18 protein-coding genes are annotated in these 19775 nt (G+C 69.4%); 13 read left to right on the top strand and 5 right to left on the bottom strand.

Annotated features, from left to right (window positions below):
• Positions 1-52: 52 nt before the first annotated feature.
• The 4 genes from A5787_RS07175 to A5787_RS07160 all read left to right on the top strand — a co-directional run bounded on the left by A5787_RS07175 (position 53) and on the right by A5787_RS07160 (position 4453).
• The gene (locus A5787_RS07175) at positions 53-2389 is read left to right on the top strand and encodes a xanthine dehydrogenase family protein molybdopterin-binding subunit (RefSeq protein WP_066963757.1); all 2337 of its coding nucleotides are present in this window, start codon (positions 53-55) and stop codon (positions 2387-2389) included.
• On the top strand, positions 2386-3273 hold the full coding sequence (locus tag A5787_RS07170; protein ID WP_066963754.1) for a xanthine dehydrogenase family protein subunit M: 888 nt from the start codon (positions 2386-2388) through the stop codon (positions 3271-3273). The genes A5787_RS07175 and A5787_RS07170 overlap by 4 nt, the downstream gene beginning before the upstream one ends.
• A complete protein-coding gene (locus A5787_RS07165) occupies positions 3266-3751 on the top strand; it encodes a (2Fe-2S)-binding protein (RefSeq protein ID WP_066963751.1) in 486 nt (161 codons plus the stop codon). Before A5787_RS07170 ends, A5787_RS07165 begins: the two co-directional genes overlap by 8 nt.
• Before the next feature lie 102 nt (positions 3752-3853).
• A complete protein-coding gene (locus tag A5787_RS07160; RefSeq protein ID WP_066963748.1) occupies positions 3854-4453 on the top strand; it encodes a hypothetical protein in 600 nt (199 codons plus the stop codon).
• A gap of 7 nt (positions 4454-4460) precedes the next feature.
• On the opposite strand, the gene A5787_RS07155 is transcribed toward A5787_RS07160, so the two are convergent.
• Positions 4461-4940, bottom strand: coding sequence for a CAP domain-containing protein (locus A5787_RS07155; RefSeq protein ID WP_066963745.1), 480 nt, complete (start codon positions 4938-4940; stop codon positions 4461-4463).
• Positions 4941-5203: 263 nt separating this feature from the next.
• Between A5787_RS07155 and A5787_RS07150 the strand changes: the two genes are divergently transcribed.
• Positions 5204-6775 (top strand): PPE family protein, encoded by a 1572-nt coding sequence (locus A5787_RS07150; protein ID WP_066964008.1) that lies wholly within the window; start codon positions 5204-5206, stop codon positions 6773-6775.
• On the opposite strand, the gene A5787_RS07145 is transcribed toward A5787_RS07150, so the two are convergent.
• Positions 6772-7107: a WhiB family transcriptional regulator gene (locus A5787_RS07145; RefSeq protein WP_066963742.1), complete on the bottom strand. Its 336-nt coding sequence runs from the start codon at positions 7105-7107 to the stop codon at positions 6772-6774. The genes A5787_RS07150 and A5787_RS07145 overlap by 4 nt on opposite strands.
• Before the next feature lie 142 nt (positions 7108-7249).
• On the opposite strand from A5787_RS07145, the gene A5787_RS07140 reads away from it, so the two are divergent.
• From A5787_RS07140 to A5787_RS07110, 7 genes are all read left to right on the top strand, one after another.
• Positions 7250-7903 (top strand): response regulator transcription factor, encoded by a 654-nt coding sequence (locus tag A5787_RS07140; RefSeq protein WP_066964005.1) that lies wholly within the window; start codon positions 7250-7252, stop codon positions 7901-7903.
• A 1-nt stretch (position 7904) separates the two neighbouring features.
• Positions 7905-9092 carry a sensor histidine kinase gene (locus A5787_RS07135; protein ID WP_066963738.1) on the top strand — a complete coding sequence of 396 codons (1188 nt, stop codon included), beginning with the start codon at positions 7905-7907 and terminating at the stop codon, positions 9090-9092.
• Positions 9093-9147: 55 nt separating this feature from the next.
• Complete coding sequence (locus A5787_RS07130) at positions 9148-9705, top strand: hypothetical protein (RefSeq protein ID WP_066963734.1); 558 nt, start codon at positions 9148-9150, stop codon at positions 9703-9705.
• A gap of 13 nt (positions 9706-9718) precedes the next feature.
• On the top strand, positions 9719-11386 hold the full coding sequence (locus A5787_RS07125) for an Hsp70 family protein (protein ID WP_066963731.1): 1668 nt from the start codon (positions 9719-9721) through the stop codon (positions 11384-11386).
• Positions 11387-11508: 122 nt separating this feature from the next.
• Entirely contained in the window at positions 11509-14424 is a 2916-nt protein-coding gene (locus A5787_RS07120) for a heterodisulfide reductase-related iron-sulfur binding cluster (protein ID WP_066963728.1), read from the top strand.
• 29 nt (positions 14425-14453) lie between these two features.
• Positions 14454-15743 carry a pyridoxal phosphate-dependent aminotransferase gene (locus tag A5787_RS07115; protein WP_066963725.1) on the top strand — a complete coding sequence of 430 codons (1290 nt, stop codon included), beginning with the start codon at positions 14454-14456 and terminating at the stop codon, positions 15741-15743.
• A 31-nt stretch (positions 15744-15774) separates the two neighbouring features.
• Complete coding sequence (locus tag A5787_RS07110) at positions 15775-17055, top strand: YibE/F family protein (RefSeq protein ID WP_066963722.1); 1281 nt, start codon at positions 15775-15777, stop codon at positions 17053-17055.
• On the opposite strand, the gene rfbA is transcribed toward A5787_RS07110, so the two are convergent.
• The 3 genes from rfbA to A5787_RS07095 are packed head-to-tail and all read right to left on the bottom strand — an operon-like array spanning position 17003 to position 19047.
• Positions 17003-17872: a glucose-1-phosphate thymidylyltransferase RfbA gene (rfbA, locus tag A5787_RS07105; RefSeq protein WP_066963719.1), complete on the bottom strand. Its 870-nt coding sequence runs from the start codon at positions 17870-17872 to the stop codon at positions 17003-17005. The two genes, A5787_RS07110 and rfbA, sit on opposite strands and share 53 nt — an antisense overlap.
• A 22-nt stretch (positions 17873-17894) precedes the next feature.
• Entirely contained in the window at positions 17895-18263 is a 369-nt protein-coding gene (locus tag A5787_RS07100; protein WP_066963717.1) for a nuclear transport factor 2 family protein, read from the bottom strand.
• 28 nt (positions 18264-18291) lie between these two features.
• The gene (locus tag A5787_RS07095) at positions 18292-19047 is read right to left on the bottom strand and encodes a maleylpyruvate isomerase family mycothiol-dependent enzyme (RefSeq protein WP_066963714.1); all 756 of its coding nucleotides are present in this window, start codon (positions 19045-19047) and stop codon (positions 18292-18294) included.
• Between the two features lie 99 nt (positions 19048-19146).
• Between A5787_RS07095 and A5787_RS07090 the strand changes: the two genes are divergently transcribed.
• The coding region (locus tag A5787_RS07090; RefSeq protein WP_066963711.1) for a PE family protein at positions 19147-19775 on the top strand (629 nt) is incomplete at its 3' end.

Raw genomic sequence — 19775 nt, 5'->3', positions numbered from 1 at the left:
TCTCCTATGATGGCATCGTGGTTCTCATCAGGCGACAACCGGATGGAGCGCAATGACTCAGGACGTCCACGCCCCCTCCGCTCCGGCGCCCCGCTACGCCGGCACCCGCGTCCAACGGGTGGAGGACGGCCGGCTGCTGACCGGCCGCGGCGGCTTCGTCGACGACATCGCGCGGCCCGGCATGCTGCACGCCTGCTTCGTGCGCAGCCCGTTCGCGCGCGCGAAGATCAACGGCATCGACGCCTCGGCGGCGCTGGCGCTGCCCGGCGTGCGCGCGGTGTTCACCGCCGCCGACCTCAACCCGGACGTCAAGGAGGCGTGGCACGCCGTCGCGGGCAAGGACGTCGCGGACACCCCGCGCCCGCCGCTGGCCGAGGGCGAGGCGAAGTTCGTCGGCGACCCGGTCGCGCTGATCGTCGCCGAGAGCCGGTATGTCGCCGAGGACGCGCTGGAGCTGGTCGACGTCGACTACGAGCCGCTGCCCGCGATCACCGACTTCACCCGGGCGCAGTCCTCCGACGTGCTGGTACACGAGACCTACGCGAACAACGTCGCGGGCGGAATGGGCGGCGCACCACCCGACGAAGACACGTTCGCGTCGGCGGCCTGCGTCGTGAAAGAGAATATCTACCAACAGATTTACGCGCCGGTGCCGATCGAGACCCGCGGGCTGGTCGTCGAGTGGTCCGCGGCCTCCGAAGAGCTCACCCTGTGGGCGTCCACGCAAACCCCGCACGAGCTGCGGGCCTTCTGCGCGCGGCTGTTAGGCATTGCGGCCCAACGGGTTCGGGTCATCATGCGCGACACCGGTGGCGCCTTCGGCCAGAAGGTCGTCCCGATGCGCGAGGACATGTGCATCATGCTGGCGGCCCGCAAGGTGCCCGCGGCGCTCAAGTGGATCGAGGACCGGCGCGAGAATTTGATGTCGGCCGGCCAGGCCCGCCACGTCGACGGCACCGGCCGGATGGCGTTCGACGACGACGGCAACATCCTGGCCGCCGACATCGACTTCGTCCAGGACATCGGCGCCTATCCGACGCCCTACCCGGTGCTGACCACGGCCGCCATCGGCATGTTCTTCCCGGGTCCCTACCGCGTGCCCAAGGCCAGCTTCAACTACAAGACGGTCTTCTCGAACACCAGCGGCCTGGCCGCCTACCGCGGGCCGTGGCAGTACGAGACGCTGGCGCGCGAAATCCTGCTCGACGTCGCCGCGCGGAAGATGAACCTCGACCCGGTCGAGCTGCGCCGCCGCAACCTGTTGCGCCGCGACGAGATGCCGTACTTCAACCCCAACGGCATGCCCTACGACCATGTCGCCCCGAGCGAGACGTTCGAGCAGGCGGTGAAACTCCTTGACCACGAAGGGTTTCGCAAGGAGCAGCGCGAGGCGCTGGCGCAGGGCCGCTACCTGGGCCTGGGATTCTCGGCGTACATCGAGCCGACCGGGGCGGCGACCGGCCACCTGGCCACCGAGGGTTGCACCATGCGGATGGAGCCGACCGGCAAGATCAACGTCTACGTGAACGGTGGCTCGAGCGGAAACAGCCTGGAAACCACCGTGATTCAGCTGACCGCCGACGCGCTGGGCGCCGACATCGACGATGTCGCCACCATCCAGGGCGACACCGCGATCACGCCGTACGGGGCGGGGACACAGGGCAGCCGCAGCGGGCCGATGACGGCCGGGGCCGTCGAGGAGGCCGGCACCATCCTGCGCGAGAAGATCGTGGCGCTGGCGGCCCACCACCTCAAGGTGGCCGAATCCGAAGTGGTGCTGGCGCATTCGACCGCGGCGGTGCGCGACGACCCGTCCAAACAGGTGAGCTTCGGTGAGCTGGCCTACGTCGCCTATTACTCGCCGCAGGCGCTGCCGCCCGGGATGTCACCCGAGCTGGAGGCCAGCGCCCGCTACGTCGCCAAGGCGCCCATCCTGTGGTCCAACGCGACCCACGCCTGCACCTGCGAAGTGGACGTGGCCACCGGGAAGGTCACGCTGCTGCGCTACATCGTCAGCGAGGACGTCGGGCCGATGATCAACCCGGCCGTCGTGGAGGGCCAGATCGCCGGCGGCACCGTGCAGGGCATCGGCGGCGCGCTGATGGAGGACCTCGCCTACGACGACGACGGCAACCCGCTGGCAACGACTTTCGTCGACTACCTGCTGCCGACGGCCACCGAGGTCCCGCCGATCGAATTCGGCCACGTCGAGATCCCCGGCCCCGGGCCCGGCGGCTACAAGGGCGCCGGCGAGGGCGGGGCCATCGGCTCGGTGCCCGCGGTGATCAACGCCATCAACGATGCGCTGGCGCCGCTGGGCGTGACGATCACCCGGCTGCCCGCCAGCCCGGCCTCGATCGCGGCGCTGCTGAGCGAGGCGGCCCGATGAAACCCGCCGCGTTCGATTACCACCGCCCCGACACCATCGACGCCGCCGTCGCGCTGCTGTCCGAGCTCGGCGACGACGCGAAGATCATCGCCGGCGGCCAGAGCCTGGTTCCCATGCTGGCGATGCGGCTGGCCTACTTCGACCACCTCATCGACATCTCCCGGCTGGCCGAGCTGCGGGGCATCGAGCGCAGGGGCCACGAGCTGTGGATCGGCGCGGGTACCACGGAGGCCACGGTGGGCGCCGACGATCAAGTGCGCCAGGCGGTTCCCTTGCTGACGCGGGCCACGCCGTACGTCGGGCACTTCCAGATCCGCAACCGCGGCACCCTGGGCGGGTCGATCGCCCACGCCGACGCCGCGGGCGAATACCCGGCAGCCGCGCTGGCGCTGGACGCGGTGATGGAGGTGCTGTCGCCGCGCGGTCGGCGGGAGATCGCCGCCACGGACTTCTTCGCCGGCCTGTGGGAGACCACGATGGATTCCGACGAGGTGCTGACCGGTGTGCGATTCCCCGTGTGGAACGGGCGGTCCGGCTTCTCGGTGCACGAATTCGCGCGCCGCCACGGCGATTTCGCGATCGCGGGCGCGCTGGTCGCCGTCCAGCTCGACGACGCCGACCGGGTGTCGCGCTGCGGGATCGGGCTGCTGGGCCTGGGCTCCACGGTCAGGCGCGCGACGGCGGCCGAGGCCGAGGTCGTCGGGAAGCCGGTCGGTGAGCTGGTGGCCGAGGACATCGGCCGGGCGGCGATGGCGGACCTCGACGAGGTCCCGACCGACCTGCAGGGGTCGGCGTCATACCGCACCCAGGTGGGCGCCACCATGGTCGCGCGCGCGTGGAGCCAGGCCATCGACGAAGCACACGCAGGAGCAGCCAATGCATGAGCAACCGATCCGGTTGTCGGTGAACGGGACTGACATCACCGACAGCGTCGAGCCGCGGATGACGCTGGCGGACTTCCTGCGCGACAAGTGCGGGCTCACCGGCACCCATCTCGGCTGCGAGCACGGGGCGTGCGGCGCGTGCACGGTGCTGGTGGACGGCGACGCAGTCCGGTCGTGCCTGATGTTCGCGGTCCAGGCCGACGGCCTGGCGGTGACGACGGTCGAGGGCATCGCGTCGCCGGACGGCACCCTGTCGCCCGTGCAGTCGGCGCTGCGGGAGTGCCACGGGCTGCAATGCGGCTTCTGCACGCCGGGTTTCGTCACGTCGCTGACGGCATTGCTGCGTGACAACCCGAATCCCACCGACGACGAGATACGCGAGGGCCTGTCCGGCAACTTCTGTCGCTGCACGGGTTACCAGGGCATCGTCGCGGCCGCGCATCGGGCCGCCGAGCTCGGCTCGGTCACGCCGCGATAAACCTGCGCCATCGGCTCGGCATCGATAGGGCCCGCCTTACAGTAACTTTCGCCCCTTCTTGCGTACTCTGAGCGCTGAATCTGAGATTGTCGGGAGCGGCGGGTGCAGTTATCGCAGAAAGCGCGGCGGAGTCTGGCCGGGGGCTCGCTGCTGCTCGTCCCCCTGCTGGCCGGTCCCGCGTTGATTGACGGCTGCACCTCCACCATCGAGGGCAGGCCGGTCGCCGCGCCCGGGGCCGGGCCGGTCGAACCCACCTTCCCCACCCCGCGGCCGAGCGTCACGACGCCGGCCCCGAGCGCAACCGCGGCCCCACCCCCGGGCACGACCGGGCCGGCGACCCCGACCACGCCGCCCGTTGGCGCCATCCCGCTCCCGCCGGACCACGAAGGCTACGTCTTCATCGAGACCAAGACCGGCATCACGCGCTGCCAGATCAACAAGGAGACCGTCGGCTGCGAGGCGCCGTTCACCAATTCCCCGCTGCAGGAGGGCGAGCACGCCAACGGCGTGAGCATCAGCTCCGGCGGCAACGTGCAGTGGGTGTTGGGCAACCTGGGCGCCATCCCGACGGTCACCATCGACTACAAGACCTACGCGGCGCAGGGCTGGACGATCAGCGCGACCGAACAAGGCACCCGCTTCACCAACGACCACACCGGCCACGGCATGTTCGTCAGCGTCGAGAAGGTCAACACGTTCTGAATGGACCTCAAGGTCCCGCGAAGTCACCGACTGCGGTCATCTTGTTGCCGTCCGAGGCGGTGGCGAAACCGGCTGCGGTGAATGCGCAGTTCAAGATGATCGCTCGGTGTGGCGGACTGTCCATCCACCGGTCGACCGCTACGCTCGGCGTCGCAGCCGATCCCGTGCCCCAGTACACGATCTCACCCGTGTAGCCGGCCCTGGTGTAGCCCGCGTCCGCGATACGCGCCTGGGGTGAAGAGCCGTCCGAACCAACATGGCCGCTCACACCACTCTTCAGCATGTCGTCGGCGTGCCGTTGCGCTGCGACTGTCAACCGCGGGTCGTCGTTGATCGGCCCGCACGTCTGACGAACCCGGCTGACGCCGCTGTAGACCGCGGTCCCCGAATCGTCTGCGCGCGCAGCACAGTGAGTCGTTGCACAGAGAGCCGTGATGACGACGGGGCACATCGAGAAGACGGCGACGATCTTGGCCTTGTTCGCCATGTTGCCTCTGCCCCACGCACTCGCTTCGATGTCTCAGCAAACAAAGGTTACCCACTTTCGACGATGAAAAATCCAGGATCAATCGCACAGAGAGGACCGAGCATGCCCTTCCGAGCGGCTGGCAACGCAGTAACCGATTCGGTCGGAATTGGATTTGATTTCGGCCTCCCGGGGTAATGAGCAGACCGGAGAATGTACGTTGCTCCATGGGCTGCTGATGGGCTGATCAACGACGATCGAGGGGAGCAGTGGTGAACTTTTCGGTGTTTCCGCCTGAGGTCAATTCGGTGCTCCTGCTCGACGGGCCGGGCCCGGGGCCGATGCTCGAGGCGGCGGCGGCCTGGGACGGGATCCGCAGCGAGCTGAGCGCGGCGGCCAACGCGTTCAGCTCCGTGACCTCGGACCTGGCCGGCCAGGCGTGGCAGGGCCCGTCGTCGGCCTCCATGACCAACGCGGCCGCCGGCTATGTGGACTGGCTGGGCGGCGCGGCGGCGCAAGCCGAAGCGTCGGCGGCCCAAGCGCGCGCGGCGGCCACCGCCTACGAGGCCGCGCTGGCGACGATCGTGGACCCCGGATCGATCACGGCCAATCGCGGCCAGCTGGTGTCGCTGGTGATCTCGAACCTGTTCGGTCAAAACGCCCCGGCCATCGCGGCCGCCGAGGCGGAATACGAGCGGATGTGGGCCCAGGACGTCGCCGCGATGGGCGGTTATCACGCCAGCGCGTCGGCGACGGTCGCGCAGTTGGGCCAGTGGGAACTGGCGCTGGAAAATCTGCCCGGCGAGTTCGTCCAAGCCGTCGAGGGCGGATTCAACAACGTGGCCACCACGGTCATCGGCACGATCTTCGGGGCGCCGGCCGCGCCGCCCTTCTCGGCAACGCAGACGGGGACCTTCACCGGCGGGCCCTCGCTGATAACCAGGCTCGAGGAAGCCGCGCTGTACCCGGTCAAACCGTTCCTGGCCTTCTCGGGGCTGCAGAACTACATCGAATCGCCGAGTTCCCCGCTCCTGCAGCTGTTTACCGGCGACAACCCGCTGCTGGGGATCGGCCTCAGCAACAACCCGCCGCGGCTGTTGCCGTTGCTACTCGGGGAAACGGTGCAGCACACCACGTACAACGGGATGCCCGTCGTGCAGATCACGCCGGCCCATCCCAACGGCGACTACGTGGTCGCCATCCACGGCGGCGCGTTCATCTTCGCGCCGTCGATCTTCCACTGGCTCGATTACACGGTGATGGCCTACCAGACCGGCGCGACCATCGAGGTGCCGATCTACCCGCTGCTGCAGCAGGGCGGCACCGCCGGCACGGTGGTGCCCAACATGGCCGGCTTCATCAACTCGCAGATCGGCGCGCACGGGGCCCCGCACGTCAGCGTGATCGGTGACTCCGCCGGCGGCAACCTCGCCCTGGCGGCCACCGAATACATGGTGACCCAGGGTGACCCGGTACCGGGGTCGATGGTTCTGCTGTCTCCATGGCTCAACCTGGCGATGACCAATCCGAATATCGCGTTCGTGCAGGATCCTCTGCTGCCCCTTGGGCCGGCGCAAGTAATCGGGAAGGAGTGGGCAGGCAGCCTCCCCGTGAGCGACCCAATGGTGAGTCCGCTGAACGGATCGCTCAGCGGGCTCCCGCCGACGTATGTCTACTCGGGCAACCTGGACATACTCTCGCCCGACGTGCTTGTGCTGCAGCAAGAAGCCGCCACCGCCGGGGCCCCGTTCAACTTCGTGTTGGCCAATGGCCAGATCCACGACTGGATCATCCTCACGCTCGACGGTCCCCAGTACTGGCCGCAGATCGACCAGGAGCTCGGGCTGACCGCTTAGCCCGTCCTGCGGCGGCGCTTGCCCCGGGCCGCGAAGAACTCGGACCAGGAGCCCACCTCGGGGTGGTCCTTGAGCAGCGCCCGCCGTTGGCGCTCGGTCATGCCGCCCCACACGCCGAACTCCATCTGGTTGTCGAGCGCGTCGGCGAGGCACTCGGCGACGACCGGGCAGTGCCGGCAGATGGCGGCGGCCTTCCGCTGCGCGGCTCCGCGCACGAAGAGCTCTTCGGGATCGGCGGTGCGACAGAGCGCCTTGGACACCCACTCCAGGCGGGCCTCGGGCACCCTAGCGACGGAAACGGTGGGTACATCCCTGATGTTGGACACGTCGATCCTTCTGCCGGGTTCCGCCCCCGGGCAATGACTATCCCGGGACGGCTCACCGCTGTCTGTCCGCCGACCGGTCGCAGCCGGGATGAATCACGCGTCCCCCGATTGGGGGAAACGGCGGCACCTCTGTGTGACACTGAGCGGCATGGTCGGCCGGGCAACGACCGAGAAAGTGCGTGTGGTCGTGGGCGACGATCACCCGCTGTTTCGCGATGGCGTGGTGCGCGCGCTGACGTCGAGCGGCGAAGTCGACGTCGTCGCCGAAGCCGACGACGGCATCGCCGCCCTGGCCCTGATCAAGACCCATCTGCCGCACGTCGCCCTGCTGGATTACCGGATGCCCGGAATGGACGGCGCCAAGGTCGCCGCCGCGGTGCGCGCTGATGACCTGCCGACGCGGGTGCTGCTGCTGTCGGCGCACGACGAATCGGAGATCGTCTTCCACGCCCTGGCGGAGGGCGCCGCGGGATTTCTGCCCAAAGAATCGACGAAAAGCGAGATCGTGCAGGGCGTGCTGGACTGCGCTCAGGGCCGGGACGTCGTCTCGCCGGCCCTTGCCGCCGGCCTGGCGGGGGAGATCCGCCGCCGCAGCGAAGCCCCGGCACCCGTGCTCAGCACCCGCGAGCGCGAGGTGCTGAATCTCATCGCCCAGGGTTGCACCATCCCCGCGATCGCCGCCGAACTGTACCTGGCGCCGTCCACGGTCAAGACCCACGCGCAACGGTTGTACGAGAAACTCGGTGTCAACGATCGCGCCGCCGCCGTCGCGGCCGCGATGCGGCGCGGACTGCTCGAATAGCATGGGCCGCCCGCTGGCCCGCATGGTCGACTTCGTGGCGGCCGAGCCCGTCCGCTTGTCGGCGTTTCTGCGCTTGCCGCTGATCGGTTTGATCGTCCTGTTGGTCTCGGTGTGGGAGGTCGAGCACTGGTTGCCGTTGGCCTATGCGGTGATCCTCGGGGCCTATAGCGTCGCCGCACTGGTATGGGTGGTGGTCGTGCTGCGCGGCCCGGTGCCGACGTGGGCCGGCTGGGTATCGACGGGCATCGACGTGCTGACCGTGGTGGCGCTGTGCGTGGTGTCGGGCGGCGCCACCGTGGCGTTGCTGCCGGTGTTCTTCCTGCTGCCCATCTCGGTGGCGTTCCAGGACCGCCCGGCGCTGGCCGCCGCCGTGGGAATCTGCACCGCCGTCGGGTATCTCGGGGTGTGGATCGTCTACTCCAAGCGCGACGACACCGTTGAGCTGCCGAGCGTCGTGTACACCCATTTCGGTTTGCTGCTGTGGCTGGCGGCCGCGATGACGGCCCTGTGTTATTTCCTGACGCGCGCCGCGGCTCGGGTGGCGGCACTGCTCGAGATGCGCCGCACGCTCGTCGCGGAGGCGATGCGCGCCGACGAGCGCAACGCCCGGGCGCTGGCCGAGCACCTCCACGACGGGCCGCTGCAGGATCTCCTGGCGGCGCGGCTGGAACTCGACGAGGTCCGCGAACGGCATACCGATCCCGGACTGGACGCCGCATACCAGGCGATCCAGGAGACGGCGACCCGGCTGCGCAGCACGGTCACCTCTTTACATCCCCAGGTGCTCACCGAGGTCGGTCTCACCGCCGCGCTGCGCGAGCTGGTGCGCGCCTACGAGCTCCGCGGCAGCTTCGCCGTCGAGGCCGATCTCGAAGAGGTCGACCGGCCCCGGTCACAGTCCCTGTTGTACCGGGCGGCGCGCGAACTGCTCGCCAACGCCTACAAGCACGCGCAGGCCGGCACCGTGCGGGTGCGCCTCGCACGCGCTGGCGACGCCATCACGCTCACCGTCGTCGACGACGGAGTGGGTTTCGATCCGGCCATCCTGGATCGGTGCGTCTCCGAAGGTCACATCGGACTCGCGTCGCTGGCGGTTCGCGTCGAGGCGATGGGCGGATCGATGAAGCTCACGTCGGCGGTCGGCGGTGGGACGCGCGCATCGGTGACCGCCCCCGCCGGCGCCGACTGAACACGCCCGCCGGTGCTGAGCTGGCCGGAAAGTCGGTGTCAGTACCATCGGTGCCGTGGCACCCAACGGCCCACCCGACGACTTCCACAACCAGCGGACGCAGTTTGCGAACTACGGCGGCCCGGGCGGCCCCCCGAGGCCGGGCGAATCCCCGCCGCCCGCGGACATGCCGCCCGATCAGCCGGAGGCAGCCGATGCGCCCGATGCACTCGACCCGTTCGACCAGGAACCCGAGCCCACCCCCTGGTATCGGAAGCCGCTGGGGGTCATCGCGTGGGTGATCGCCGTCGCGATCCTGCTCGCGCTGATCGTTTACGGGCTCATGGAGCTGATCCAGGGCGGCCAGGGCACCAGCCACACCCCGAGCACCACGAGCAGCACCACCCCGACGAGCGCGACGACCACCACGATGACGACCACGCCAACGACAACCCCGCCGTCCGAGACGCCCCCCAGCAGTGCGAGCGAGCCGCCGGCGCAGCAGCCGACCCAGCAGCCAACGCATCAGCCGACTCAGCAACAGCCGACGCATCGGCACCACATGCCGCAGCTGCCGTCGGTGATCACCATTCCCGACGGTCCGGTGGTCACGCTGCCGCCCGGCCTCTCGTAATGGGGTTGGCGTGGTGAACGAGTCGCTCGGGTTGTCGATCGGGGCGGCCAACCTGGTTGCGGCCCGCGAGGGCGGTGCCCCGGTGGTCCGCAGTGCCGTGTTGACGCTGTTCGAGCACCGGCCGACGGAAGTCGGCCTGCCGGAGGAAAACCCGAACCTCACCGAATCCGGGCTGGTGCTGCGCGGATTCGTCGAGCGGGTCGGCGACCGGGCCCCGCTCGTGGCGGCCGACGGGACGAAGTACCTCGGCGAGGTGCTGACGGTCGAAGCGATCGAAGCCATGGCGCGCACGGTCGGCTACGGCACGCCGGTCACCGTCGCGGTCCCGGCCTACTGGTCGGAAGCGCAGACCACCGCGCTGCGCGAGGAATTCTTCGCCCAGCCGGACCTGACGCGCGGCGGGGTCGCGCCGACCCTGATATCCGACGCAACGGCCGCGCTGGGCACGCTGCGCGGCAGGCCGGGGTTTCCGGCCCAGGGCGTCGTCGCCCTGTGCGACTTCGGCGCCAGCGGCACCAGCGTCACCCTGGCCAACGCGGGAGCCAACCTCCAGCAGATCGGTCCGTCAGTGCGCTACGCCGATTTCTCCGGCGACGCCGTCGATCAACTCATTCTCGATTACGTGCGCGCGGGTGCCTCCGACGCCACCAGCGCCGACCTGGCCAGCACCGCGCGGATCGGATCGCAGTCCCGGCTGCTCGCCGCGTGCCGCCGCGCCAAGGAACAGCTGTCGACTGCCAGCGCCGCCACGGTCGCGGCGGGTTCCGGCGACGAGGTCCGGCTCTCCCGCGCCGAATTCGAGCAACTCATCTCGCCGGCGCTGGACCGATTCGTCGGCAACGTGGAAGACACCCTGCAGCGCAACGGGATTGGACGATCCAGCCTGGCGGTCGTGGCGACCGTGGGCGGGGGCGCCGCCATTCCGCTGATCAGCGCTCGCCTCTCCGAGCGCCTGCAGGCTTCGGTCCACGCCGCGCCGCAGCCCGCGTTCACCGCCGCCATCGGCGCGGCGTCGCTCGGCGCGCTGCAAGGCGGGGCGGGCGTCGCCACCGCGGCCGGCCCCGTCGTCGAGAACCCGACCGAACTGGTGGAGACCGCCCGGGTCGCCGAGGGTGCCAGCCCCGTGGCGTGGTCACAGGACGAGGACGACGCCGCCGAGCCGGTGCCGTACGCGGGACCCGACATGACCGGCCAATATGGCCGCGAGCCGACGGCATCCGGCGATGCGGACAGCCGCCGCTACGCCGCCGCGCCCGGTCCGCTGCCGTGGTACAAGCGCACGGCGCTGGTGTTGAGCGTCGTCGGCGCGGCCGCGGCCGTCCTGGTCGCGGTCGTATTGGCGCTGACCCTCGGCCACGCCAAGCCGAACCCGGTCAACAACACCCCGCCGAACGAACCGGCGCCCCCGCAGACGTCGCAAACAGAGACGATCACGGCGCCTAACGGCACCACCACCGTGACGGTGCTCCCGCCGCCGCCGCAGCCGTCGACGCAGCCGCCCGACACGACCACCAGCCAGGCGCCCACCACCACGACGGCGGCGCCCACCACCACGAGCGCGGCGCCGACCACCACCAGCGCCGCGCCGACCACCACCTCGGCGGCGCCGACGACCACCGCGGCGCCGACCACCACCCGACAAAGGCCACTGCCGATGCCGTTCCCCGTGCCACCGCGCTAGCGCGGCCCGGGCAGTAAGTTAGGGCAGCCTTTCTCGCGCCGTCAGCGGCGGAGATGTAACTATGAGCAGGGCTGATCGGCAAACGGAGCAGGCTAAGTAACTATGCATCGGGGAGAGTTTTTGTGACCACGCAGATGCTCATCAGACTGATCGTGGGCATGGGCATGACGCTGTTCGTGCTCGCCTTCGCCGCGCGGCGGGTCCTTTTCCTGTTCAAGCTGGTCACTTCCGGGACACCGGCCCCGGGGCACACCGACGACGTCGGCAGGCGGCTCTGGACGGAGATCGCCGAGGTCTTCGGCCAGCGCCGGCTGCTGAAGTGGTCCATTCCCGGCTTGGCGCACTTCTTCACCATGTGGGGATTCTTCATCCTGCTCACGGTCTACATCGAGGCCTACGGGCTGCTGTTCCAGGACAACTTCCACATCCCGATCATCGGGCGCTGGGACGCGCTGGGCTTCCTGCAGGACTTCTTCGCCACCGCCGTCTTCCTCGGCATCACCACGTTCGCGATCATCCGGCTGACGCGCAGCCCGCGTGAGATCGGCCGCTCGTCGCGGTTCTACGGCTCGCACACCGGCGGCGCCTGGCTGGTGCTGTTCATGATCTTCAACGTCATCTTGACCTATGTGTTCGTCCGCGGGTCGGCGGTGAACAACGGCACGCTGCCCTACGGCAAGGGCGCGTTCCTATCGCAGCTGTTCGGCGCGATCCTGCGCCCGCTCGGCCAACCCGCCAACGAGATCATCGAAACGACGGCCCTGCTGCTGCACATCGCGGTCATGCTGGCGTTCCTGATCATCGTGCTGCACTCCAAGCACCTGCACATCTTCACCGCGCCCATCAACGTCATCTTCAAGCGGCTGCCCGACGGGCTCGGCCCGCTGCTGCCGATCGAGGCCGACGGCAAGCCGATCGACTTCGAAAACCCGCCCGACGACGCGGAATTCGGGCGCGGCAAGATCGAGGACTTCAGCTGGAAGGGGATGCTCGACTTCGCCACCTGCACCGAATGCGGGCGTTGCCAGTCGCAGTGTCCGGCCTGGAACACCGGAAAGCCGTTGTCGCCCAAGCTCGTCATCATGGATCTGCGTGACCACTGGATGGCCAAGGCGCCGTACATCCTCGGCGACAAGGAGACCCCCGCCGAGAACACGCCCGAGGGCGGGATCGGCGAGGAACTGGCCGGCGAGAAGCACGCCGAGGAGCACCACGTCCCGGAGTCGGGCTTCGGCCGCGTCATGGGCTCGGGACCGGCGCAGGCCACCCGCCCGCTGGTCGGTACCGAAGAACAGGGCGGCGTCATCGACCCCGACGTGCTGTGGTCCTGTGTGACCTGCGGCGCCTGCGTCGAGCAGTGCCCGGTGGACATCGAGCACATCGATCACATCGTCGACATGCGCCGCTACCAGGTGATGATGGAGTCGGAGTTCCCCTCCGAGCTGTCGGTGCTGTTCAAAAACCTTGAGACCAAAGGCAATCCGTGGGGGCAGAACGCCTCCGACCGGACCAACTGGATCGCCGAGGTGGACTTCGACGTCCCGGTCTACGGCGAGGACGTCGACAGCTTCGACGGCTTCGAGTACCTGTTCTGGGTGGGCTGCGCGGGCGCCTACGACGACAAGGCGAAGAAGACCACCAAGGCCGTCGCCGAGTTGCTGGCCATCGCCGGCGTGCAGTACCTGGTGCTGGGCACCGGCGAGTCCTGCAACGGCGACTCCGCGCGCCGGTCGGGCAACGAGTTCCTGTTCCAGCAGCTGGCCGCCCAGGCCGTCGAGACCCTGGACGGCGTCTTCGAGGGCGTGGAGACCGTCGACCGCAAGATCGTGGTGACCTGCCCGCACTGCTTCAACACCCTCGGCAAGGAATACCGGCAGCTGGGCTCCAACTACACCGTGCTGCACCACACCCAGCTGCTCAACCGGCTGGTGCGCGACAAGAAGCTGGTGCCGATCACGCCGGTGTCGCAGGACATCACCTATCACGACCCCTGCTACCTGGGCCGGCACAACAAGGTGTACGAGGCGCCCCGGGAACTGATCGGCGCCGCGGGGGCCAACCTCACCGAGATGCCGCGCCACGCCGAGCGCAGCTTCTGCTGCGGCGCCGGCGGTGCCCGCATGTGGATGGAAGAGCACATCGGCAAGCGGATCAACCACGAACGCGTCGACGAGGCGCTGGCCACCAACGCCGCCACGATCGCCACCGGCTGCCCGTTCTGCCGGGTGATGGTCACCGACGGCGTCAACGACCGGCAGGAGGAAGCGGGTCGCAGCGGCGTCGAGGTGCTCGACGTGGCGCAGATACTCCTCGCGTCGCTCGAGTACGACAAGGCGACCCTGCCCGAAAAGGGCACGGCCGCAAGGGAAGCCGAGAAGCGGGCCGCCGAAAAGCCCAAGGCGGCGCCCAAGGCCGAGGCCGCGACCGCGCCCGCGGAGGCGCCTGCCAAGGCCGAGGAGCCCGCGCCCGCCAAGGCCGCGGAACCGGCGAAGGCCACGACGGCCGCCCCCGCCAAGGGGTTGGGCATCGCCGGCGGCGCCAAGCGACCCGGGGCCAAGAAAGCCGCGCCCGCGGCCGCACCTGCCGCCGAGGCCAAAGCTCCCGCGGCCGAGGAAGCCAAGGCTCCAGCCGCGCCCGTCAAGGGGCTGGGCATCGCGGGCGGCGCCAAGCGACCCGGTGCCAAGAAAGCCGCACCGGCGGCACCCGCGGCCGCCGCCAAGGCGACCGAAGCACCCGCCGAGGCCCCGGCCGCGGAGGCCGCGCCGGCTGAGGAACCCAAAGCACCGGCCGCGCCGGTCAAGGGGCTGGGCATCGCCGCCGGCGCCAAGCGGCCCGGCGCCAAGAAGGCGGCACCGGCAGCGCCCGCGGCTGCGGAAAAGGCGGAACCGGCCGAGGCCCAGCCCGCCGGGCAGCCCGAGGCGAAAGCCGAGCCCACACCGGAGCCTGCCACGCAGTCCGACGGCGACGCAGCAAAGCCCGCGCCGCCCGTGAAGGGGCTGGGCATCGCCCGTGGCGCTCGCCCCCCGGGCAAACGTTGATCACAAATTGATGCTGTCAGCAAATTTCGCTGGACAACAATGGCACGATAGGTGACGTGACTACCCACCAGCTGCCCGTGCACGCCGTCGGTCATCACCGGCAGCGGACGTTCGCGCAGTCGTCCAAGCTCCAGGACGTCCTGTACGAGATCCGCGGCCCGGTGCACCAGCACGCCGCGCGGCTGGAAGCCGAGGGACACCGCATCCTCAAGCTCAACATCGGCAACCCGGCGCCGTTCGGCTTCGAGGCCCCCGACGTGATCATGCGCGACATGATCCAGGCGCTGCCCTACGCCCAGGGCTACTCGGATTCGCAGGGCATCCTGCCCGCCCGGCGCGCGGTGGTCACCCGCTATGAGTTGGTCGAGGGCTTCCCCCGGTTCGACGTCGACGACGTCTTCCTGGGCAACGGGTGCTCCGAGCTGATCACGATGACGCTGCAAGCCCTGCTGGACAACGGCGATCAGGTGTTGATCCCGGCGCCCGACTACCCGCTGTGGACGGCGTCGACGTCGCTGGCGGGCGGCACCCCCGTGCATTATCTGTGCGACGAGACCGAGGGTTGGCAGCCCAACATCGCCGACCTGGAATCCAAGATCACCGAGCGCACCAAGGCGCTGGTCGTGATCAATCCCAACAACCCGACCGGCGCGGTCTACAGTCGCGAAATCCTCACCCAGATGGTCGAATTGGCGCGCAAGCATCAGCTGCTCCTGCTCGCCGACGAGATCTACGACAAGATCCTCTACGACGACGCCAAGCACATCAACGTGGCCTCGCTCGCGCCCGACATGCTGTGCCTGACCTTCAACGGCCTGTCGAAGGCGTACCGGGTCGCCGGCTATCGGGCCGGCTGGCTGGCCATCACCGGCCCCAAGGACCACGCCAGCAGCTTCATCGAGGGAATCAGCCTGCTGGCCAACATGCGGTTGTGCCCCAACGTTCCCGCGCAGCACGCGATCCAGGTCGCCCTCGGCGGCCATCAGAGCATCGAGGACCTGGTCCTTCCCGGCGGCCGGCTGCTCGAGCAGCGCGACGTCGCCTGGACCAAGCTCAACGAGATCCCGGGCGTGTCCTGCGTCAAGCCCGAGGGCGCGCTGTACGCGTTTCCCCGGTTGGACCCCGAGGTGTACGACATCGCCGACGACGAGCAACTGGTCCTCGAGCTGCTGTTGTCCGAGAAGATCCTGGTGACCCAGGGCACCGGATTCAACTGGCCCGAGCCCGATCACCTGCGCATCGTGACGCTGCCGTGGTCCCGCGACCTCGCCGCCGCGATCGAGCGGCTGGGCAACTTCCTGACCGGTTATCGGCAGTAAGCCCGCAGCGGCGCCCTCTACCCTCGACCGGGTGACCCACTCGCACTCGCACAGCCTGTCCGGGGGCCCGTCTCCGCTTGGCCCGCTGCCCGCCAAGATCGTCGTGGGGCTGCTGGTCGCCATCGGTGTGGGCGTGATCGCCGGTGCGGTGCTGCTCTGGCCGAGCCGCCAGCACGTCGACATCCCGATGCCCTTCCAGAACGCCGCCGGGGGCGCGGTGAGCACCCAGCGCGGGCACGTGCTGTCCAGCGCCCTGGCCGACTGTGGCAGCGCGTCCGCGGGCCAGGTGCTCACCACGGCACCCCAACCGGCGGTCCCCGGCGCCGGGCGGTGCACCCAGACGTTGATCGCCATCGATTCCGGGCCGAACGCCGGCGCCAAGACGCTGTTGGAGTCTTCGCCGGGACCGGGACAACCGCACTTCGCGCCGGCTGATCGCGTCCGGCTCGTCCGGCAGGTCGACGAGCAGGGCACGACCAGCTACGCCTTCTATGACTTCGAGCGCGGCTGGCAGCTGGTCGCCCTCGCGGTCGCGTTCGCGGTGGTGATCGTCGCGGTGGCCCGCTGGCGCGGGCTGCTCGCGCTGGTCGGCATCGTGGTCGCATTCCTGGTGCTGGTGGTGTTCCTGCTGCCCGCGCTGCGCGACGGCGCGCCGGCCGTCCCGGTGGCGCTGGTGGCGTCCGCGGCAATCCTGTACGCGGTGATCTACCTCGCCCACGGGGTCAATCTGCGCACCAGCGCCGCCCTGCTGGGCACCCTGTCGGCGTTGCTGCTGGCAGCCGGATTATCCTGGGCCGCAGTCGATCTGGCGCATCTCACCGGTCTGTCGGACGACCAGAACGGCCAGGTCTCCGCATATCTGGGCAACGTGTCGATCAGCGGGCTGCTGCTGGTCGGGTTCATCATCGGGTCGCTGGGTGTGCTCAACGACGTGACCGTGACCCAGGCGTCGACGGTATTCGAGCTCGCCCACCTCGGCGGCTCGCGGCGGGCGGTTTTCCTGGGCGCCATCCGGGTGGGCCGCGACCACATCGCCAGCACGGTCTACACGCTGGTGCTGGCCTACGCCGGCACGTCGCTGCCGTTGCTGCTGCTGTTCAGCGTCTCCAACCGCTCGCTGACTGACGTGCTGACCAGTGAGAGCGTCGCCATCGAGCTCGCCCGCTCGGCGGTGGGCGGCATCGCGCTGGCGCTGTCGGTGCCGTTGACCACGGGGATCGCGGCGGTGCTCGCCAAACCCGCTTCGGAACCGACCCAGGTCAGCGCCGCTGTTCCAACAGCCCCAACAGGTAGTCGCCGTAACCCGACTTGACCAGGGTCCGGGCCCGTTCGGTCAGCTGCTCGTCGGTGATCCAGCCCTGCAACCACGCGATTTCCTCGGGAACGCTGACCTTGAGCCCCTGCCGCCGTTCCAGCGTGCGGACGTAGTCGCTGGCGTCCAGCAGCGAGTCGAAGGTGCCCGTGTCCAGCCACGCCGTCCCGCGGGCCATCACCTCGACCGACAGCCGGCCCCGGTTGAGGTAGATCTGGTTGACCTCGGTGATCTCGTATTCACCGCGCGCCGACTTCTTCAAGTTCTTGGCGATCTCGATCACGTCGTTGTCGTAGAAGTACAGGCCCGGCACCGCGTATTGCGACTTCGGCGTGGCCGGCTTCTCCTCCAGCGACAGCGCCATGCCGTCGTCGGAGAACTCGACGACGCCGTAGGCCGACGGGTTCGCCACCCAATAAGCGAAAATCGCTCCGCCGCTTATGTTTTGGAAGCGACTCAGGCTGGTGCCCAGGCCCGGGCCGTAGAAGATGTTGTCGCCCAACACCAACGCCGCCGATTCGTTGCCGAGGTGTTTGGCGCCGAGCACGAAAGCCTGTGCCAGGCCTTCGGGTTGGGCCTGCTGGATGTAGCTGAGGTTGATGCCGAATTGCGAGCCGTCGCCGAGCAGCCGCTCGAAGCCGGCCGCGTCGTGCGGAGTGGTGATCACCAGGATGTCTCGGATGCCGGCCATCATCAGCGTGGACAGCGGGTAGTAGATCATCGGTTTGTCGTAGACCGGCAGCAGCTGTTTGCTGATGCCGATGGTGATCGGATGCAGGCGGGTGCCCGATCCGCCCGCCAGGATGATCCCGCGCATGAATGCCTCTCCTCTTCGGCGGCTAATTGACGAGGTCGGCCTCGGTGACTTCGGTGGCCGCCAGCGCCGCGGCCAGATTCTCGTGCCGGAACACCGCGGTGACATGATCGTGGACCACCCGGAACGCCGACGCGGCGTTGGTGACGCCCCCGTCCGGGGTGCTGACCTTCTGTTCGACGACCACGACGCCGTCGTGCACATACATCCGGCCGGGCTCCGCCGTGCCTCGGTGGGAATCGGCCCACCTGCGCAGCGCCTCATGGCCCTGGGCGGCCCCGTGGGCGTCGCCGATCTCGATGTCGTCGCTGGACAGCGCCTCCAACGTCGCCATGTCGGAGGCATTGAGGGCGTCGTGCCACGCCAGAACGGTGGCGATCTCCGATGTGGTCATGGTCAGCAAGGTACCGTGTCGACCCGAGTTATAACGGCGTACGGTCCAGCCATTTTTGCCACACGGCGTCATCGCCGAACAGTTGGATACCGGTGTCGGCCACCGGGACCCGGCGAACGATCGCCAGCAGCAACTCGGTGGCGCCGCCGCGCAGCGCCGCGCTGCCCTTGCCATGGTCGTGCGACCAGGTGATGGCGCCGCCGTCCACGCGCATCGTCCATTCGCCGGCGTCACCCAGGCCCGGATCGGTGGCGTGCAGGTGCAGGGTGTCGCCGGCCTCGAGCGGCAGCGGCGCCCCCTCGCTGCCGGCCTGAATCGCCACCCGTTCAAGCCATTCCGTGATCGCGTCGGCCGCGATCTCCGCGTCGAGGGTGAATTCGGTGCCGATCGCGAGGGCGGCGTCGGCGCGGTGCACCGCCGTCTCGTGCAGCCGCCGCCGAACCCACCAGTTCGCCGGGCGCGTCCCGAGGAATGTCCACACCGGTGTTTCCACGCCCGACAACTCGACCGCGTCGACCAGCCGCTGCGCGCCGCGCTGCAGCCACGAGATCGCGTCGGCGGGATCCGGCGGCGGCTTGCCGCCTTCCACTGTCCGCGGGTCGAGGTACTGATCGAGCCGGTCGCGCACGATCTGCGCCGCCCAGCGGTCACCGCGCCCGACATGGCGCAACAGCTGGGTGAGGGTCCAGCCCGGGCACGTCGGCACCGGCGTCGCGTCGTCGACGTCGCGGAAAAGCTCGGCAAACGCCCGGTTCTCGTCGAGGAACGCCGCGGCATAGTCCACGCGGCCAGGCTACCCGGCGGCCCGGACAGGTTGATCCACTGCGCCGACCCCGCCGTAGCGATAACGTCCGTCCTACGAGCTGACGAAAGGTGCGGGGGAATGTCATTTGTGATCACTGCACCGGAGGCGCTGGGGGCGGCGGCTTCGGACTTGTCCGGCATCGGTACCACGCTGAGCGCGGCCCGCGCGGCCGCGGCGGCCTCGACGACGCGGGTGCTGGCCGCGGGCGCCGACGAGGTGTCCGTAGCGGTCGCCTCGCTGTTTTCCAGCCAGGCGCTGGACTTTCACGCGCTGGGCGCCCAGGCGGCGGCGTTCCATGACCAGTTCGTGCAGACCTTGAGCGCGGGCGGGGCCTCGTACGTCAGCGCCGAGGCCGCCAACGTCCAGCAGACCCTGCTGGACGCCATGAACGCGCCGACGGAAGCGCTGTTCGGGCGCCCGCTGATCGGCAACGGCGCCAACGGGGCCCCGGGCACCGGGGCCAACGGCGGGAACGCCGGCATCCTGATCGGCAACGGCGGTAGCGGGGGCTCCGGTGGCGCCGGCCACCCCAACGGCGGCAACGGCGGGGCCGCGGGGCTGCTCGGCTCCGCCGGCGCGGGCGGCGCCGGCTGGTCGGGTCCCGTCGGCGGAAACGGCGGTAACGGCGGGGCCGGCGCGCTGTTCGGCGCCGGCGGCGCGGGCGGCGCCGGCGGCTTCTCCACCGCCGGCAACGGCGGGAACGGCGG

This window comes from Mycobacterium sp. 852002-50816_SCH5313054-b, from assembly GCF_001667185.1.
Taxonomy (GTDB): Bacteria; Actinomycetota; Actinomycetes; order Mycobacteriales; family Mycobacteriaceae; genus Mycobacterium.
The sequence above is the reverse complement of the archived record's forward strand: the minus strand, read 5'-3'. Positions and strand labels throughout refer to the sequence as shown.